13 protein-coding genes are annotated in these 15,447 nt (G+C 70.8%); 8 read left to right on the top strand and 5 right to left on the bottom strand.

Translation table 11 applies throughout. The features are described from left to right. Positions 1-40: 40 nt before the first annotated feature. On the bottom strand, positions 41-646 hold the full coding sequence (locus IE109_RS26580) for a hypothetical protein (protein WP_189553883.1): 606 nt from the start codon (positions 644-646) through the stop codon (positions 41-43). Positions 647-883: 237 nt separating this feature from the next. Here IE109_RS26580 and IE109_RS26575 point away from each other — a divergent pair, with 237 nt between their 5' ends. The 5 genes from IE109_RS26575 to IE109_RS26555 all read left to right on the top strand — a co-directional run bounded on the left by IE109_RS26575 (position 884) and on the right by IE109_RS26555 (position 7,575). Then, entirely contained in the window at positions 884-1,945 is a 1,062-nt protein-coding gene (locus IE109_RS26575) for a PucR family transcriptional regulator (RefSeq protein WP_189553882.1), read from the top strand. 773 nt (positions 1,946-2,718) lie between these two features. After that, positions 2,719-4,254: an alanine/glycine:cation symporter family protein gene (locus IE109_RS26570; RefSeq protein ID WP_189553881.1), complete on the top strand. Its 1,536-nt coding sequence runs from the start codon at positions 2,719-2,721 to the stop codon at positions 4,252-4,254. 258 nt (positions 4,255-4,512) lie between these two features. Beyond that, positions 4,513-5,811, top strand: a complete 1,299-nt coding sequence (nhaA, locus tag IE109_RS26565; protein ID WP_189553880.1) for a Na+/H+ antiporter NhaA — start codon at positions 4,513-4,515, stop codon at positions 5,809-5,811. A gap of 178 nt (positions 5,812-5,989) precedes the next feature. After that, complete coding sequence (locus tag IE109_RS26560) at positions 5,990-6,427, top strand: NfeD family protein (RefSeq protein ID WP_189553879.1); 438 nt, start codon at positions 5,990-5,992, stop codon at positions 6,425-6,427. Between the two features lie 38 nt (positions 6,428-6,465). Next, the gene (locus IE109_RS26555) at positions 6,466-7,575 is read left to right on the top strand and encodes an SPFH domain-containing protein (RefSeq protein ID WP_189553878.1); all 1,110 of its coding nucleotides are present in this window, start codon (positions 6,466-6,468) and stop codon (positions 7,573-7,575) included. Between the two features lie 189 nt (positions 7,576-7,764). Here IE109_RS26555 and IE109_RS26550 read toward each other — a convergent pair whose 3' ends face one another. From IE109_RS26550 to IE109_RS26540, 3 genes are all read right to left on the bottom strand, one after another. Beyond that, entirely contained in the window at positions 7,765-8,316 is a 552-nt protein-coding gene (locus IE109_RS26550; RefSeq protein ID WP_189553877.1) for a hypothetical protein, read from the bottom strand. A gap of 210 nt (positions 8,317-8,526) precedes the next feature. Then, positions 8,527-9,483, bottom strand: coding sequence for a hypothetical protein (locus IE109_RS26545; protein WP_189553876.1), 957 nt, complete (start codon positions 9,481-9,483; stop codon positions 8,527-8,529). Positions 9,484-10,039: 556 nt separating this feature from the next. Further along, a complete protein-coding gene (locus IE109_RS26540) occupies positions 10,040-11,005 on the bottom strand; it encodes a pirin family protein (RefSeq protein WP_189553875.1) in 966 nt (321 codons plus the stop codon). Between the two features lie 111 nt (positions 11,006-11,116). On the opposite strand from IE109_RS26540, the gene IE109_RS26535 reads away from it, so the two are divergent. After that, positions 11,117-12,754 carry an alkaline phosphatase D family protein gene (locus IE109_RS26535; RefSeq protein WP_189553874.1) on the top strand — a complete coding sequence of 546 codons (1,638 nt, stop codon included), beginning with the start codon at positions 11,117-11,119 and terminating at the stop codon, positions 12,752-12,754. A gap of 78 nt (positions 12,755-12,832) precedes the next feature. Beyond that, positions 12,833-13,297 carry a hypothetical protein gene (locus tag IE109_RS26530; RefSeq protein ID WP_189553873.1) on the top strand — a complete coding sequence of 155 codons (465 nt, stop codon included), beginning with the start codon at positions 12,833-12,835 and terminating at the stop codon, positions 13,295-13,297. Between the two features lie 207 nt (positions 13,298-13,504). Here IE109_RS26530 and IE109_RS26525 read toward each other — a convergent pair whose 3' ends face one another. Next, entirely contained in the window at positions 13,505-14,935 is a 1,431-nt protein-coding gene (locus IE109_RS26525) for a dihydrolipoyl dehydrogenase family protein (protein WP_189553872.1), read from the bottom strand. A gap of 113 nt (positions 14,936-15,048) precedes the next feature. On the opposite strand from IE109_RS26525, the gene trxA reads away from it, so the two are divergent. Continuing rightward, on the top strand, positions 15,049-15,417 hold the full coding sequence (trxA, locus tag IE109_RS26520; protein WP_189553871.1) for a thioredoxin: 369 nt from the start codon (positions 15,049-15,051) through the stop codon (positions 15,415-15,417). Positions 15,418-15,447 lie beyond the last annotated feature (30 nt).

Below are 15,447 nucleotides of genomic sequence, written 5' to 3'. Positions count from 1 at the left end.
CGGATCGAAGGGTGGGAGCTGAAGCGGGAGGGACGGCGGGTCAGCCGCTGGGGTCCAGCGCCTTGTCGAAGGGCGTGACCCAGAAGAACGCGCCGGTGTCGTCGTACGCGTACAGCAGGCCGGTGCTGCCGAGCGCCAGCGGACTGCCGTCGTTCTGACGGACCTGGACGACGGCGGTGGAGCCGTCCCGCGCGGCGACCTCGGCCTGGCCGAAGTCCGCGTCCACCCGCCCGGTGCGGATGGTGCAGGTGGACCCGACGAAGTCGTGCAGGGACGGCCCGGGTTCGTCGGGGAAGAGCTTGGCCAAGGGGCGTACGAGCGCCCGCGTCAGACGCCACGAGCCGAGGAGCGAGGCGCACAGCAGAGCGGCGCCGAGCAGGTGGACCAGGGCGGTCGGCCATCCCGCACGGGCGAGGAGCACGGATCCGGTCAGGCCGGAGAACCAGGACAGGACGATCAGCAGCGAGGCCGACACCGCCACGGGCACGCCGCCCAGGCCCAGCGCGCCGGCGTCCACGTCCGCGTCGAAGCTGTCCGTGTCGGCCGCGCCCACCAGCACCAGCAGCCAGAAACCGGCGACCACCACGAGAGCCGCGGTGAACAGGACCGTGGGGAACGTGGTGGCGGCCTGCCGGAACTCGTCCACGATGCTCCCCCTTGCGTCGCCTGGCGCGGCACGGTGATTTCCGGGTTACGGCATCGGTCTGGTGCACCGGCCCCGGTGCGGCCATGCTGACAGGACTGCACGCCGGTGCGCATTGCCGTCAACCGGCAATCTTCATGCGCCCTTGATGCCGGTGGTGGCCCCCCGGCGGACGCGTGTCACCCTTGACGCCCACGCGTCGGGGACGCGTCGGCGGCGCGTAGGAGATCAGGAGGGGACATGGCCGAGCAGGGCGGAGTCGAGCAGTATCTGGAGGGGTACGCCCGGATACTGGCCGGGGTCTGCGCCACCGGCCGGCGGTTGAACCGGGACGAGCTGGAAGCGCTGCGCGGGCAGGGCGAACGGGCCGCGGAGGCCGGCATCGGGCTCCGCCTGATGGTGCGTGCGCACCTCGCCGCCGCCCAGGACGTACGGGCGGACCTGCGCGGCGCCGCCGCCGACCACCTGCTGCCGGCGGTGGAGCAGGCGGTGGACGCCTTCGCCGAGGGTCATGAGCGGGCGCAGCGGCTCGCGATCCGCCAGCAGGAGGCGGCCCGGCGCGAGTTCATCGACGACCTGCTCCACGGGCGCAGTGACGTGGGCCGCCTCGCCGAGCGGGCCGAGCGCTTCGGCCTGTTGTTGTCGCACGCCCACGCGGTCGCGGTGGCGCAGGGGCCGGAGCCGTACGACGACGGCTATTCCGTCACCCGTAGCGTGGAATCGTCCCTCGCGGCGCGTTTCGGGGACCGCCGCCTCCTGCTGACCACGAAGAACGGCCGGCTCATCTGCATCGCGCCGGGCGACCAGGCCGACGTCCTCGGCTTCTTCGCCAAGCAGGCGCACGCCGCGACCGACGGCGGCCGGGTGGCCATCGGCCGGGCCCATCCGGGAGTCGGCGGGGTCGTCCATTCGTACGAGGAGGCGCTCAACGCCCTGGACCTGGCGGAGCGCATGAACCTGGAGGACCCGGTGCTGCGCGCCGCCGACCTCCTCGTGTACCCGGTGCTCACCCGCGACCGGCAGGCCATGGCCGACCTGGTGCGCACGGTGCTCGGCCCGCTGAAGCAGGCCCGCGGCGGCGCCCAACCGCTGATCGACACCCTCACGGCGTACTTCGACACCGGCTGCGTGGCGGCCGAGGCGGCCCGGCAGCTGTCGCTGAGCGTGCGGGCGATGACGTACCGGCTGGAGCGGATCCACCGGCTGACGGGCGCCGATCCCGGCAACCCCGTCGACCGCTACACGCTCCAGACCGCGGTCGTCGGCGCCCGCCTGCTGGACTGGCCGGAGCAGGATCTCTGAGCGGTCCGGGCGGTCCCCGGCTCGGCCAGGCGGGGGACACGGAGCGGCGGGGCCGGCGTGACACCTCGCTCCGTCGGTCACCGAACGTCATGACAGGGAAAGGACGAAGCGGCTACGTGGATCATTCGCTTTCCGGCCACCTCGGCAGGCTGCTGGAGATCGTCCGCCGACGTCCGCCGGGACGTCGTGCGTACGGGGTCTGCCGCCGTTCACGCGCCAAGAGCACCGCGTGTCCGGTGGACGCCTCATAGTGGCCGTCACCGTGACTCCATTTCACTGCCCTGCCCCGGCAGCGAAAAGGCGGATACGTTTCCGGTCACCGGCAAAGAGAGCCTCCGCGTGCCCTTGAGGGGGTGAGCGCCTACGGCGGCGCCCCAGAGCGGCCCAGAGCCGGGCGGTCGAATCTTCGCGGGGCGGGGCCCTCGCCTCAGCGCCTGACCGACCGACGTCCGATGAACGGATCAAGCCATCCGCATAACGGTCAGGTCTCGCTCGCTGGCACTTTCGAAGATTACACATGGTTATGTGACTTGGATCACTAAAAAGAACGTAAAGATCGTGGTAGAACTGCGCAACTCCACAGGTGGCACCACCCCTCGCCACACCGCGGAGCGGCCGGCACGCACCGGCAGCACGACCAGGGTGATCACGTGCCGAGTCCGCGGTACGCGAGCCCAGGGTCGCCGATCGGACAACGGCGTTCGCTCAAAGACCGCACATCCGCCCGGCGCAACCTCCCGCGCGCCGGTCCCTGCGCCATCGAGGTAACCACCGTGTCACTCGACTCCATCACCACGTCCGTCGACGAAGCCGTCAGCGGATTCTTCGAGCCCATAGCGACCTGGCTCGTGGACGTCGTCTTCTACTCCGTCCCCGTGGGCGGTACGGAGCTGCCCCTCATCGTCGCCTGGCTCGTCGTCGCCGGTCTGGTCTTCACCGCCTGGTTCGGGCTGGTCCAGGTCCGCAAGTTCAAGCTCGCCGTCGACGTGGTGAGAGGGAAGTACGACGAGAAGGGGTCCGCCGGTGAGGTCAACCACTTCCAGGCGCTGACCGCCGCCGTCTCCGGCACCGTGGGCCTCGGCAACATCGCCGGTGTGGCCGTCGCCGTCTCCATCGGTGGTCCCGGCGCCACCTTCTGGATGATCCTGTGCGGTCTGCTCGGCATGGCCACCAAGTTCGTCGAGGTGACCCTGGGAGTGAAGTACCGCGAGGTGCACGCCGACGGCACGGTCTCCGGCGGCCCGATGCACTACCTGCCCAAGGGGCTGGCCGACCGCTTCGGCAAGAACGGCAGGACCCTCGGCAAGGTCCTCGGTGTCCTCGCCTCCTTCTTCGTCCTGTTCTTCGGCCTCTTCGGCGGCAACCTGTTCCAGGTCAACCAGTCCTACGCCCAGCTCGTCTCCGTCACGGGCGGCGAGGACGGCCTGATGGGCTCGTCGGCCGGCGCGCTGTTCTTCGGCATCCTGATCGCCGCGCTCGTCGGCATCGTGCTGCTCGGCGGCATCCGCTCGATCGCCAACGTCACCAGCAAGCTGGTCCCGGCCATGGCCGGCATCTACATCGCGGCCTGTCTGGTCGTCATCCTGGTCCATGTCAGCGCCGTCCCGGCCGCGATCGCCACGATCATCGAAGGCGCCTTCAACCCCCAGGGCGTCGCCGGCGGTGTCCTCGGCGCGCTGATCATCGGCTTCAAGCGGGCCGCGTTCTCCAACGAGGCCGGCCTGGGCTCCGCCCCGATCGCGCACTCGGCGGTGAAGACCAAGCACCCCGCCAGCGAGGGCCTGGTCGCCCTGCTGGAGCCGTTCATCGACACTGTCATCATCTGCACGATGACCGCGCTGACCATCGTCATCGCCAACCCGGCCAGCTGGGGCGAGGCCCGCGAGGGCGAGTCCATCGGCGGTGTCACCATCACCTCGGACGCCTTCGCCACGGTGCTGCCCTGGTTCCCGTACATCCTCACCATCGCGGTGATGCTGTTCGCCATCTCCACGGTACTGACCTGGGGCTACTACTGCATGAAGGCATGGACGCATCTCTTCGGCCGCAGCCAGGCAAGCGAGCTGACCTTCAAGGTCTTCTACACGCTGTTCGCGGTGGGAGGTTCCCTGCTGACGCTGCAGACCCTGATCGACATGGCCGACGCGGTGCTCTTCATGCTCGCCGTCATCAACATCATCGGCCTGTACCTCCTCGCCCCCGTCGTCAAGCGCGAGCTGAACTCCTTCCTGGAGTTCGTCCGCGCCCGCAACGCAGGTGAGATCACCGAGGAAGACGAAGACCAGGAGTCGGTGAAGACCACCGTCTGACCGCCCCCGCGGCCCGGCTCCTGAGCGGGCCCGTACACACCTCGCGCCTTGGTGTGGACGGGCCCGCCCGTCATGCCCGCGTGCCACGTTTCCGCAGGTGAAACAGGGTATGGCGGGTCACGCGGCAGGCGGTTAGGGTGGGCACAACGCGTCAAAGCCCTCTGGGGGCGGCTTGATCACGACGCGCGGTGTGCCGGGAAGTCTGGTCGGCGTCCTTGGGCTCTTATGCCCTCGAGCCGATCTCTTGGAGGCATATCCATGGCTGCCGCCCCTCGCGAGCGCTCCCTCTTCCTCGGCCTGCTCCCCCTACCGGAGCGCAACGCCGTGGTCCAGGCGCTGAGGACGGAGACCGTCGGCGGGCTGGTGCTCCTCGCCGCCGCCGTCGTGGCGCTCGTGTGGGCGAACACCCCGTGGAGCGGGGCCTACGAACAGATACGCGACTTCCACTTCGGCATACCCGCCCTCGGCCTGGACCTCTCGGTCGAACACTGGACCGCCGACGGGCTGCTGGCCATCTTCTTCCTCGTCGCCGGCATCGAGCTCAAGCGCGAACTGGTCGTCGGCGAGCTCCGCACCCCCGCCACCGCCGCGCTCCCGGTCGTCGCCGCGCTCTGCGGCATGATCGTGCCCGCCGCCGTCTACGCCGCCACGGTCACCGCCGGCGGCGGAAGCCTCGAGGGCTGGGCCGTGCCGATGGCCACCGACATCGCCTTCGCGCTCGCCGTCCTCGCCGTCCTCAGCACCCACCTGCCGGCCTCACTGAGGGCCTTCCTGCTCACTCTCGCCGTCGTCGACGACCTCGGCGCGATCCTGATCATCGCCGTCTTCTTCACCAGCGACCTGAACTTCGCCGCCCTCGGCGGAGCCTTCGCCGGACTGGCCGTCATCCACCTCCTCCAGCGCTTCCGCGTGCGCGGCTGGTGGTGGTACGTCCCGCTCGGCGTCGTCACCTGGGCACTGATGTACAACGGCGGCGTCCACGCCACCGTCGCCGGCGTCGCCATCGGCCTGATCCTGCGAACCACCCGCGACAAGGGCGAAACCGCCTCCCCCGCCGAGCGCACCTCCCACCTGCTCCACCCCGTCTCCGCGGGCGTCGTGGTGCCCCTGTTCGCGCTCTTCGCCGCCGGCGTCGGCGTCTCGGGCGCAGCCCTGGGACAAGTCTTCGCCCGACCGGAGCCGCTGGGCGTCGTGCTGGGCCTCGTCATCGGCAAGACCCTCGGCATCTTCGCCGGCACCTACCTGGCCGCCCGGTTCACCAAGGCCAGGCTGAACCCCGAGCTGGCCTGGGCCGACGTCTTCGCACTCGCCGTACTGGCCGGAATCGGATTCACCGTCGCCCTGCTCATCGGCGAACTCGCCTTCCCCGACCCGGCCGCGTCCGAGCACATCAAGGCCGCGGTCCTGATCGGCTCCCTCATCGCCGCCACCCTCGCGGCGCTCCTCGTCAAGCGGCGCAACGGCATCTACCGGCGCCTGTACGAGGAGGAGAACCGCGACGACGACAACGACGGCATCCCGGACATCTACCAGCGAGCCGACACCGCCGAGCGCTGACCGGAACCCGGATGGACGCCCCGTGCTGACCGTGTCGGTCATCGGCGCCACCCTAATCAGGCGGACCGGCGGGTACGGGCGCGGGGACCTTCATACGAAGACTGTGTCTATTTTTCCTGTTCTGTCATGGTTCCAGGTGGGTAGGGGGTGAATAAGTCCCCTGAGGGAGGCTGAGTCGATGCCGTGGTTCGTATGGTTGCTCGCGGCCGCGGCGCTGGGCGTGGCGGAGTTCTTCACCCTGACGCTGGTCTTCGCTTTGCTGGCGGGCGCCGCACTGGTCGCCGCAGTGGTCGCAGGCGTGGGCATCGGCCTTCTCGGCCAGCTCGTCGCGCTCGGAGCAGCAGCCGCCGCGGGTCTCCTCGTCGTCCGTCCCGCCGCGCTGCGGCAGATGACCCGGGCGCCCCTCGTGCGGGAGGGCAGTGATGCGCTGATCGGCAAGCGGGCCGTGGTCACGCAGGAGGTCACGGCGAGCCGCGGCCTGGTCAAGATCAGTGGTGAGGAATGGTCCGCACGCGCTCTCGACGAAAGCCTCGCGATTCCGGTGGGCGCACTGGTGGACGTCATGGAGATCGAAGGCGCTACAGCCGTCGTCTATCCCCGCGACCTCCTTCCGTGAACGGCTGACCACAGAGCTCACAGAGCCAGGGAGGAATTGTGGAGCCGATCGTCATCCCCATCCTCGTGGCGGCGATTGTCGTCGTCTTCCTCGTGGCCTCCACGGTGCGGATCGTTCCGCAGGCGCGCCGCTACAACATCGAGCGGTTCGGCCGGTATCGCCGGACGTTGCAACCCGGCCTGAATTTCGTCGTGCCGGTGGCGGACCGCGTCAACACCAAACTCGACGTACGTGAACAGGTGTACTCCTCCGACCCCAAGCCGGTGATCACCGAGGACAACCTCGTGGTGAACATCGACACGGTGCTCTACTACCAGATCACCGACCCGCGGGCGGCGGCCTACGAGGTCGCTGACTATCTGCAGGCGATCGATCAGCTCACCGTCACCACACTGCGGAACGTTATCGGCTCCATGGATCTGGAGGAGACGCTCACCTCACGTGAGGAGATCAACGCCAGGCTGCGCACCGTCCTCGACGATGCCACCGGCAAGTGGGGCATCCGGGTCAACCGTGTCGAGATCAAGGCGATCGATCCGCCGCACACCATCAAGGAGGCGATGGAGAAGCAGATGCGGGCCGAGCGGGACAAGCGCGCGGCCATCCTGCACGCCGAAGGGGAGCGACAGGCCAAGATCCTCACCGCGGAAGGCACGAAGCAGAAGGACATCCTGGAAGCACAGGGCACGCAGCAGGCCATGATCTTGCGGGCGGACGGCGAGGCCAAGGCGGTGGAGCGCGTCTTCCAGGCCGTTCATCGCAACAACGCCGACCCGAAGATCCTGGCCTACAAGTACCTCGAGACGCTCCCGCACCTGGCGAAGAGCGACAACAACACGTTCTGGGTGATCCCGGGAGAGCTGACCGAGGCGGTTCGCGCCGTCACCCACGCATTCGGTGACCAGTCGACGATGGGTCTTCCCGCATCCGCGCGACCGGAGGAAGCGACCACGACCGATGCCGACGACGCGTCGGACGAAGGCGGGGCTCCGGCGCTTGAGGCACACTCGTCGCTCTCGCTCGACGCCGCCTCCGCTGCCGATGAGGTCGCGAAGCAGGCCGCCGCCGTCGTCAGCGACGCGAAGGCCGAGGCGGAGGCGGCAAGGACGCCCCAAGTGCCGGGCCGGGGGCAGACGTCCGGCGGATGAACACCGACGGCGTGACTGCCTGCCGGCGAGACCACGCCGCGACAGGCGGCCACCGGGTCGCCGAGTGGGCCGGTTCATCGTCGCCGTGGTGACCCCGGTGGTGGGCGTCGGGAGAACAAGTCGTGCGCTGACGCGGACTGTGCACACGGTTCTCTCCGCCCGACGCTCAGGGGAACGCTTCCGTTCCCCCTACCGCTGCGAAGCCCACCGCCGTGTTGGGCCGATTGACGGCGCCGCGGGCGTGGTGAGCGCCGAGTAGGGGTTCCGCACGGCGGTCAGTGCGTCGATCTCTTCGCGCAGGGCGTCCAGCGCATCCTGCAGAACCGATTCCTCCCTGCTGGTTGCTCGCAACTCGTGCAGCCCCGGACCGAGGAGGCCCACCGCGCCGTCCAGATGCGCCCATACGCGGGTGCCGACGGTCTGGCCCGACGCGTGCACCGTAAGGCATGCCTCCATGCCGAACTCGTTCCACTCGGCCTCCCCGGATCCGCCGTCGGCCGGGTCGCCCTCAGCGGCGAACAGGTGGTGGAGCCGGACCGTGATTCCCATGTCGCCGCCCTGCGCGGCCGGTTCCAGCCGCATCTCGTGGTGGAGGGTGACATCGGTGCCGAACTGCTCGTGGAAGTGCAGGAGAACCTCGGTGGCGTGATCACCGAGGCGCCGCTGCCCCGCTTCCAGCGCCTGGAGGAGGGCGAAGCCGACACCGGAGCCGGCGTGGTGTGCAAGCGCGTCCATGTGCATTGGCCAACCGTACGAGACGCGAGGACCAGCGGGTGGCCAAGGCCCGGAGGCGACTGGCCCCCGGACGCCGGGCGGCACGCTCGCTGAAGCACCGAGCGGCTGCGCCGGGACGCGCGCCGGTCGACTTCCGCGCCACCGTCCAGGAGTCCGACTGATCGTCCCGGACGGCCCGCATGCGTCACGTGGACTCCCCGTCGTACGTCGCTGGAGTCAGCCGCCTGCCGTTCGCCGCAAGGCGTAGATCTCGTAGGAGTCGGGGTCGCCGATGAACCGGTACAGCGTCGGCCGGTCCTGTTCTCCTCCGATCTCCCATTCCGTGCCCAGAGTGCACTCGGTGATCGAGACGCTCACGCGCCGGCCCGACGACTGCTGCTCCTCGGCGATACTCCAGACGCCTCGACTGCTGCACTGCGTGGTGCGGCCATTCGCATCATGGGAGACCAGGCCGTCCGTCGTCGCCGTCCCGTCGGCGCGTAGCACGAGCCGGCCCCCGTCTCCATCCGACCAGCTCCCGACCAGTTCGGCACGCGTCAGCTCGGGCGCGCGGTACGGCCCAGCGCTCACCAGGATCACCGCGCCGGCCAGCACCGCCACGGTCACGGCAGCAGTGCTCCATCCCGCCAATCGGCCGACCGCCCGCCCCAGGCTCAGTGTCGTCCCGCGGACGGCGACGGGGCGTGCGATGAGGGAGACAACGGTGATCAGCGCAGACGTGGCCAGCCAGACCCGCATGACGGTGAAGGTGTCGCCACCCACCAAGGTGGCGATTCCCAGTACTGGGACGGAACTCATGGCGATGGCCGTGGGCGGCGTCCACCACCACGCGTCACGGCCGCCGACGCAGCGCCCGATGCATCCCGCAAGCCCGATGGTCGGCAGGACCAGCACGACAGACGCCACACAGGCCAGCAGCGCTCCCCCAACCGCCAGGAACGGCAGGGTGATCAGCGCGAGCGCCGGATGTCCGACAGCCGCGAGAGGCTCCTGGGTGACGCTTCCCACCACCAGCGCCGGACAAGCGATGATCCCCACCGCCAAAAGCGTCCCCAGAGACAGCAGCAACGCTCCGCCGTAACGGGCGACCGTGCTTTTCTCCTTCGCTACGGAATACGGTGGCCGCGACGCCATCGAATTCCACACTTGTGGCGGTGTGATCTCACTACGCATGTGGGCTCCCCCTTCCTCCGCATCCTCTCCCATTCAGAGGAAGCTTTGCGACGACGGTCCCTTCCCCGCGGCACACCGCCGGTGACCGGTCTGAGCGCCGTCGGCCCGGCCGCGGCCCGGGCCCTTCCCACGCCCGACGCTGGGAACGGGCGCACTGACATGCGTGCAGTTGTGGTGTCCGGTCGCGCAAAAGCCCGGCGGAGGCGCAACGTGCCGTGTATCCCACGCGCACGGAGCATGAGGCCGATGCTCACACCGACCCTGCTCGGGTCACAGGAGCGAGGCGATCGAACGAGACGCCCGGTCGAGAGGCTCCCGGCTGTGACGTGCCCGCGAGAACGCGGTTCTCCGGCTCACAGGGCTCACCGGGCCCAGCAAAGTTGGTATCGGTTCGGCAGTGGGTCCACCCGAAGCCGCGCGCACACGACCGCATCTTGGATGCCAGGCACTGTTGGTCGGGGGCCCGAAAGGGATCGGGTCCGTAATCCCGCTTCACGTCGCCCCGGGCCAGGTCGCTCCCCCGCCGAGGCGCCTGGTCGCAGCATGGTTGTGCGGGTCAGCGCACCCTTCCTCGCGGCTTCAGCGCCACGGGTGGGAGCTCGGGGGCCGGGAGGCGGGCGCCGTCGTAGCCCTTGACCTCGCCGAAGCGGGTGCCCGTCGTCCAGTCGGCGCGGGCCCGCTCGATCTCTTCGTGGGAGCGGCCCACGAAGTTCCACCACATGACGATCTCCTCCTCGAAGGGCTCGCCGCCCAGCAGCATCAGGCCCGCGTCGGATTCGGCGCGCAGGGGGAGGGACGTACGGCCGCAGCCGAGGTAGAGCATGGAGCCCGGCAGGACCGGGACGCCGTCGACGTGGGCCTCGCCGGACATGGAGAGGACCGCGTACTCGAAGTCCGGGTCGAGCGGCAGATTCGTTTCCGCGCCACGGGTCAGCGCCAGGTCGGCGCCGACCAGGGGGCTGTAGGTGGTGCCGGGCGAGAGCGCGCCGTCGAGCTCGCCGAGGATCACGGTGGCCGTCAGGCCGGGGGCGGTCACCCGCGGGAGGCCGGCGTGGTGCTGGAAGTGGGGCTCGACGTGGCGGTGTGCGCCGGGCAGGGCCACCCACAGCTGGGCGCCGTGCAGGAGGCGGGCGTGCGGGCGGGGGCTCTCCTCCGAGTGGGAGATGGCCCGGCCGGAGGTCATCAGGCCCAGTTCGCGGGGGCGTACCGTCCGCAGGCTGCCCGTGCTGTCGCGGTGCAGGACCTCGCCCTCGTGCAGCCAGCTGACGGTCTGCAGGCCCATGTGCGGGTGCGGCGGCACCTGCATGCCGGGTTCGTCGGCGATGTCGTCGGGGCCGTAGTGGTCGACGAAGGCCCAGGCGCCGACCATCCGGCGGCCGAGGTTGGGCAACAGGCGGCGCACCTCCGTGGATTCACCGAGCTGGACGCGGCGGGGGCTGAGGAGCTCCCGCACCGGCTCCGCGACGACGAAACCCCGGCCACCGCACACGGCGGGCGTGGCCTGACGATCAAGGTTGCTCATGCCGCCCAACCTATCCGGGCGGGGGCACGGCGGGTGAAGGTTTGTCAGGCTCGGGCACCACTCCGTCACACCACCCGTATGCCGGGGCAACAACCTCATCAAAGCGGGCATATGACGTGCCATATGGAAACTCACATGCCCGAGCTCCGTGCCGCCGCCCGGCGTATGGGGCGTCGCCAGTTCCTCACCGTGGCCGGTGCCGCGGCCGCCCTGGCGTTCACCACGCACCTCCCCGCCGCCGGTGCGGCGAGCCCTGCCGTGCTGGACGCGCGGAAGATCGCCACGAACCCCTTCACCCTGGGCATCGCCTCGGGTGACCCCCTGCCGGACTCCGTCCTGCTGTGGACGCGGCTGGCGCCCAGCCCGTACGAACCGGACGGCGGGCTGCCCGCGCAGCGGGTCGAGGTGCAGTGGGAGGTGGCGTTCGACGAGCGGTTCTTCGCCGTCATCAAGAGCGGGACCGCCACCGCCCACCCGGAGTACGCCCACAGCGTCCATGTGGAGGTGCCCGGACTCGACCAGGACCGGTTCTATTACTACCGCTTCCGCGTGGGGACCTGGATCAGTCCGGTGGGCCGGGCCCGTACCGCCCCGGCCCGCGACGCCTTCTGGGTGTCCTCCCTGACCTTCGCCGCCGTCGCCTGTGCCGCCTACTTCGACGGCTACTACACGGCGTACAGGCACCTCGCGTCCGAGGACGTGGACATGGTGGTGCACCTGGGCGACTACATCTACGAGTACGGGGTCGACGAGGCCGGCGGGCACCGCGGCTACACCGACCGCCGGCTGCCGGCGCACTTCAACACCGAGACCGTCACACTGCAGGACTACCGGCTGCGGTACGCGCTCTACAAGAACGACCCGGACCTGCAGGCCGCCCACGCCGCGCACCCGTTCGTGGTGACGTGGGACGACCACGAGACGGAGAACAACTACGCGGGGGCCGTCCCGGAGAACGGCGTACCGCCCGAGGAGTTCCTGCTGCGTCGCGCCGCCGCGTACCGGGCGTACTGGGAGAACCTGCCGCTGCGTCCGCCGCAGCAGCCGGTGGGGGCCGACATGCGGCTGTACCGGCGGCTGCACTTCGGGCACCTGGCGCAGTTCGACGTCCTCGACACCCGCCAGTACCGCTCCAACCAGGCCAACGGCGACGGCTGGCAGGCGCCGAGCGCCGAGTCCCAGGACCCCTCGCGCACCATGACCGGCGCCGAGCAGGAGCGCTGGCTGCTCGACGGCTGGAAGACGTCGGACGCGGTGTGGAACGTCGTACCGCAGCAGGTCACCTTCGCCGAGCGGCGGAGCACCACCTCCGCGGACTACAAGCTGTCCATGGACGCCTGGGACGGCTACCCCGCCTCCCGCAAACGCCTCCTGGACGGTGCCACCGCCGCCGGTCTGGACAACCTGATGGTGCTCTCGGGGGACGCCCACGTCGGTTACGGATTCGACCTGAAGGCGGACTTCGGCAACCCCGCCTCCCGGACCGTCGGCACGGAGATCGCCACGACGTCCCTCACCAGCGGCCGGGACGGCGCCCAGAAGCCCGGCAACTGGATCAGCCTCACCCAGGCCAACCCGCACCTGAAGTTCTACGACGGACGCCGGGGCTACACCGTCGTCCAGCTCGGTCAGACGAGCGCGGACATCGCGTTCAAGACCGTCTCCACCGTCCTCAAGCCGGGCGGCACGCTGAGCACGGCCGCGTCCTTCTCCACCAGTACGGCCGCGCCCGGCCTGCACGCCGTCTGACCGTGGCCGGCGGCCGGTGGTTCACCCGTTCGGCACCATCCACGGGCACTCCGGCCCCGCCCGGCATTGCATGGGACCATGGGCGACCTCACCTCTCCGATACGCCGGCGGCGCCGTCCGCCGCGCGTGGCACTGGTCATCGTCGTGGCGGTGCTCCCGGTCTCCCTGGCCGGATGCGCCGCCGAGGCCCCGTCGGGCCGGGAACGCGCGAGAGCCGCGAAGGACGCGCTGTGCGAGGACCTCGGGGCCCTGCGGATGGACACGGGCAAGCTGGCCGGCCTCGGGCCGCGCTCCAGGGGCCGGGACGAGCTGCGGGACCTGCGCGAGGACGTGGCCCACGACCTGGACCTGGTGACGCGCAGCGCGCGGGGGGTGCGCGCGGCCCGTACGCGGGCGGTGTCGGACGCCTACGACCGGGTCGTCCGAGCGATCGACGACCTGCCGGGCGGTGCGACGGGCGCCCAGGCGGGGAAGCGGATCAGGCCGCAGCTGGAGGCGCTGGACCGGGCCATCGCCGCCTCGCAGGCGTCCGTGAAGTGCTGACGCGCCGGCGTGCCCCACGTGCCGGTGTGGTGACGTGGTGATGCCCGAAGCGCAGGCGCGGCCGGGAGGACGCCGGTCCGGAGATCCGGCACGCGGGGCGGGCCTTTCCCGTCGCGCCGCCCGCCGGGGCCGCGGCGACCTCGCTGACCCGGTACGCACGGGACCGGGTCGGCGAGCGCCGGGAACGGCAGGGGGACTGACGGAAGGTCAGCCGCGGTAGCCCTCCAGCAGCCGGAGCCACACCTCGCTGATGGTGGGGTACGCCGGGACCGCGTGCCACAGCCGGGCGATCGGCACCTCGGCGGTGACGGCGATGGTGGCCGAGTGGAGCAGTTCCCCGACCGCGGGGCCGACGAGGGTGACGCCGAGGAGGATCTCGCGTTCGAGGTCGACGACCATCCGGGCGCGGCCCCGGTAGCCGTCCGCGTACAGTCCGGCGCCGGCCACCGCGGCGAGGTCCTGGTCGACAGCCCGGACCCGGTGGCCGGCGGCCTCCGCCTCGGCGAGGGTGAGGCCGACGGACGCGGCCTCGGGGTCGCTGAAGACGACCTGGGGGACGGCGGCGTGGTCGGCGGTCGCGGCGTGCGCGCCCCAGGCGCCGGTGTCCGGCGGGGCTGCCCCGTCGGCGCGGACGCCGATGGCGGCGCCGGCGATCCGGGCCTGGTACTTGCCCTGGTGGGTGAGGAGGGCCCGGTGGTTGACGTCGCCCACCGCGTACAGCCAGTCGCTGCCCTCGACCAGGCAGGTGTCGTCGACGGACAGCCAGGAGCCCGGTTCCAGGCCGACGGTGTCCAGTCCGAGGTCGTCCGTGCGCGGGGCGCGGCCGGTGGCGAACAGCACCTCGTCGGCCTCGACGCGCTCGCCGTCGTCCAGGACCACGGTGACGGGTCCGGTGGGGTGGGGGCGCTCGACGGCGGTGACGGAGACGCCGGTGCGGACGTCGGCGCCCGCCTCGGTCAGCGCGTCCGCGATGTGCTCGCCGACGAAGGGCTCCATGCGCGGCAGGAGGCCCCGGCCGCGTACGAGCACGGTGACGCGGGAGCCGAGCGCCTGCCAGGCGGTCGCCATCTCGGTGCCGACCACTCCCCCGCCCACCACGACGAGCCGGTCCGGCACCTCCTTGGCTCCGGTCGCCTCGCGGCTGGTCCAGGGCCGGGCGTCGGCGAGGCCCGGGAGGTCCGGCAGGACGGCGCGACTGCCGGTGCACAGGGCGACGGCGTGCCGGGCGGTGAGGACCTGCCGCTCGCCGCCGGGGCCCTCGACCGTGACGCGCCTGTCGCCGTCCAGCCTGCCGTGGCCCCGGTGGAGGCGGGCGCCGATCGAGTCCAGCCAGTCGACCTGGCCGTCGTCCTTCCAGTGCGACACGTACGCGTCCCGGTGGGCGAGCACCGCGCCGGCGTCCAGCGGACCCTGGACGGCTCCGCGCAGGCCGGGGACCTTGCGGGCGTCCGCGCGCGCGATCGCCGGGCGCAGCAGTGCCTTGCTGGGCATGCAGGCCCAGTAGGAGCACTCGCCGCCCACGAGTTCGCTCTCCACCACCGCCACGCTCAGCCCCGCCGCGGCGGCCCGGTCGGCCACGTTCTCGCCCACGGGCCCCGCGCCCACCACCACGACGTCGTACTCCACCGTTTCGGTCATGGGGTCAGTCTGGTGGTACGTGTGCGCCCTGGCCACATGGGCAGTCGGAATAGCGCGGCGCCGGGCGCGGTTGTCCGGGGCGATCCCCCACACACCGGGAAGAGGTAGGCAGCATGAGCACTCTTGAGCTCACCAAGGACAACTTCGATCAGGTGGTGACGGAGAACGACTTCATCCTGATCGACTTCTGGGCTGCCTGGTGCGGGCCGTGCCGCCAGTTCGCCCCGGTCTTCGAGGGCGCGTCCGAACGCCACCCCGACCTGGTGTTCGCGAAGGTCGACACGGAGGCGCAGACCGAGCTGGCGGCGGCGTTCGAGATCCGCTCGATCCCCACGCTGATGATCATCCGGGACGGCGTCGCGGTGTTCGCCCAGCCCGGGGCGCTGCCCGAGGCGGCCCTGGAGGACCTCATCGGGCAGGCCCGGAAGCTGGACATGGACGAGGTGCGCGCGTCCATCGAGAAGGGCAAGACCCAGGCCTGACGAGCGCCGCGGGACCGTCGCAAAGCCGCT

Origin of the sequence: Streptomyces lavendofoliae (genome assembly GCF_014649735.1) — a bacterium.
GTDB lineage: Bacteria > Actinomycetota > Actinomycetes > Streptomycetales > Streptomycetaceae > Streptomyces > Streptomyces lavendofoliae.
Note: the sequence above shows the minus strand (reverse complement) of the source record. Positions and strands in the feature narration are given on the sequence as shown.

Excerpts from the sequence above, each read along its gene's own strand:
- IE109_RS26575 (WP_189553882.1), top strand. The coding sequence starts at position 884 with ATGGCCGAGCAGGGCGGAGTCGAGCAGTATCTGGAGGGGTACGCCCGG.
- nhaA (WP_189553880.1), top strand. The coding sequence starts at position 4,513 with ATGGCTGCCGCCCCTCGCGAGCGCTCCCTCTTCCTCGGCCTGCTCCCC.
- IE109_RS26560 (WP_189553879.1), top strand. The coding sequence starts at position 5,990 with ATGCCGTGGTTCGTATGGTTGCTCGCGGCCGCGGCGCTGGGCGTGGCG.
- IE109_RS26550 (WP_189553877.1), bottom strand. The coding sequence starts at position 8,316 with ATGCACATGGACGCGCTTGCACACCACGCCGGCTCCGGTGTCGGCTTC.
- IE109_RS26545 (WP_189553876.1), bottom strand. The coding sequence starts at position 9,483 with ATGCGTAGTGAGATCACACCGCCACAAGTGTGGAATTCGATGGCGTCG.
- IE109_RS26540 (WP_189553875.1), bottom strand. The coding sequence starts at position 11,005 with ATGAGCAACCTTGATCGTCAGGCCACGCCCGCCGTGTGCGGTGGCCGG.
- IE109_RS26535 (WP_189553874.1), top strand. The coding sequence starts at position 11,117 with ATGACGTGCCATATGGAAACTCACATGCCCGAGCTCCGTGCCGCCGCC.
- IE109_RS26530 (WP_189553873.1), top strand. The coding sequence starts at position 12,833 with ATGGGCGACCTCACCTCTCCGATACGCCGGCGGCGCCGTCCGCCGCGC.
- IE109_RS26525 (WP_189553872.1), bottom strand. The coding sequence starts at position 14,935 with ATGACCGAAACGGTGGAGTACGACGTCGTGGTGGTGGGCGCGGGGCCC.
- trxA (WP_189553871.1), top strand. The coding sequence starts at position 15,049 with ATGAGCACTCTTGAGCTCACCAAGGACAACTTCGATCAGGTGGTGACG.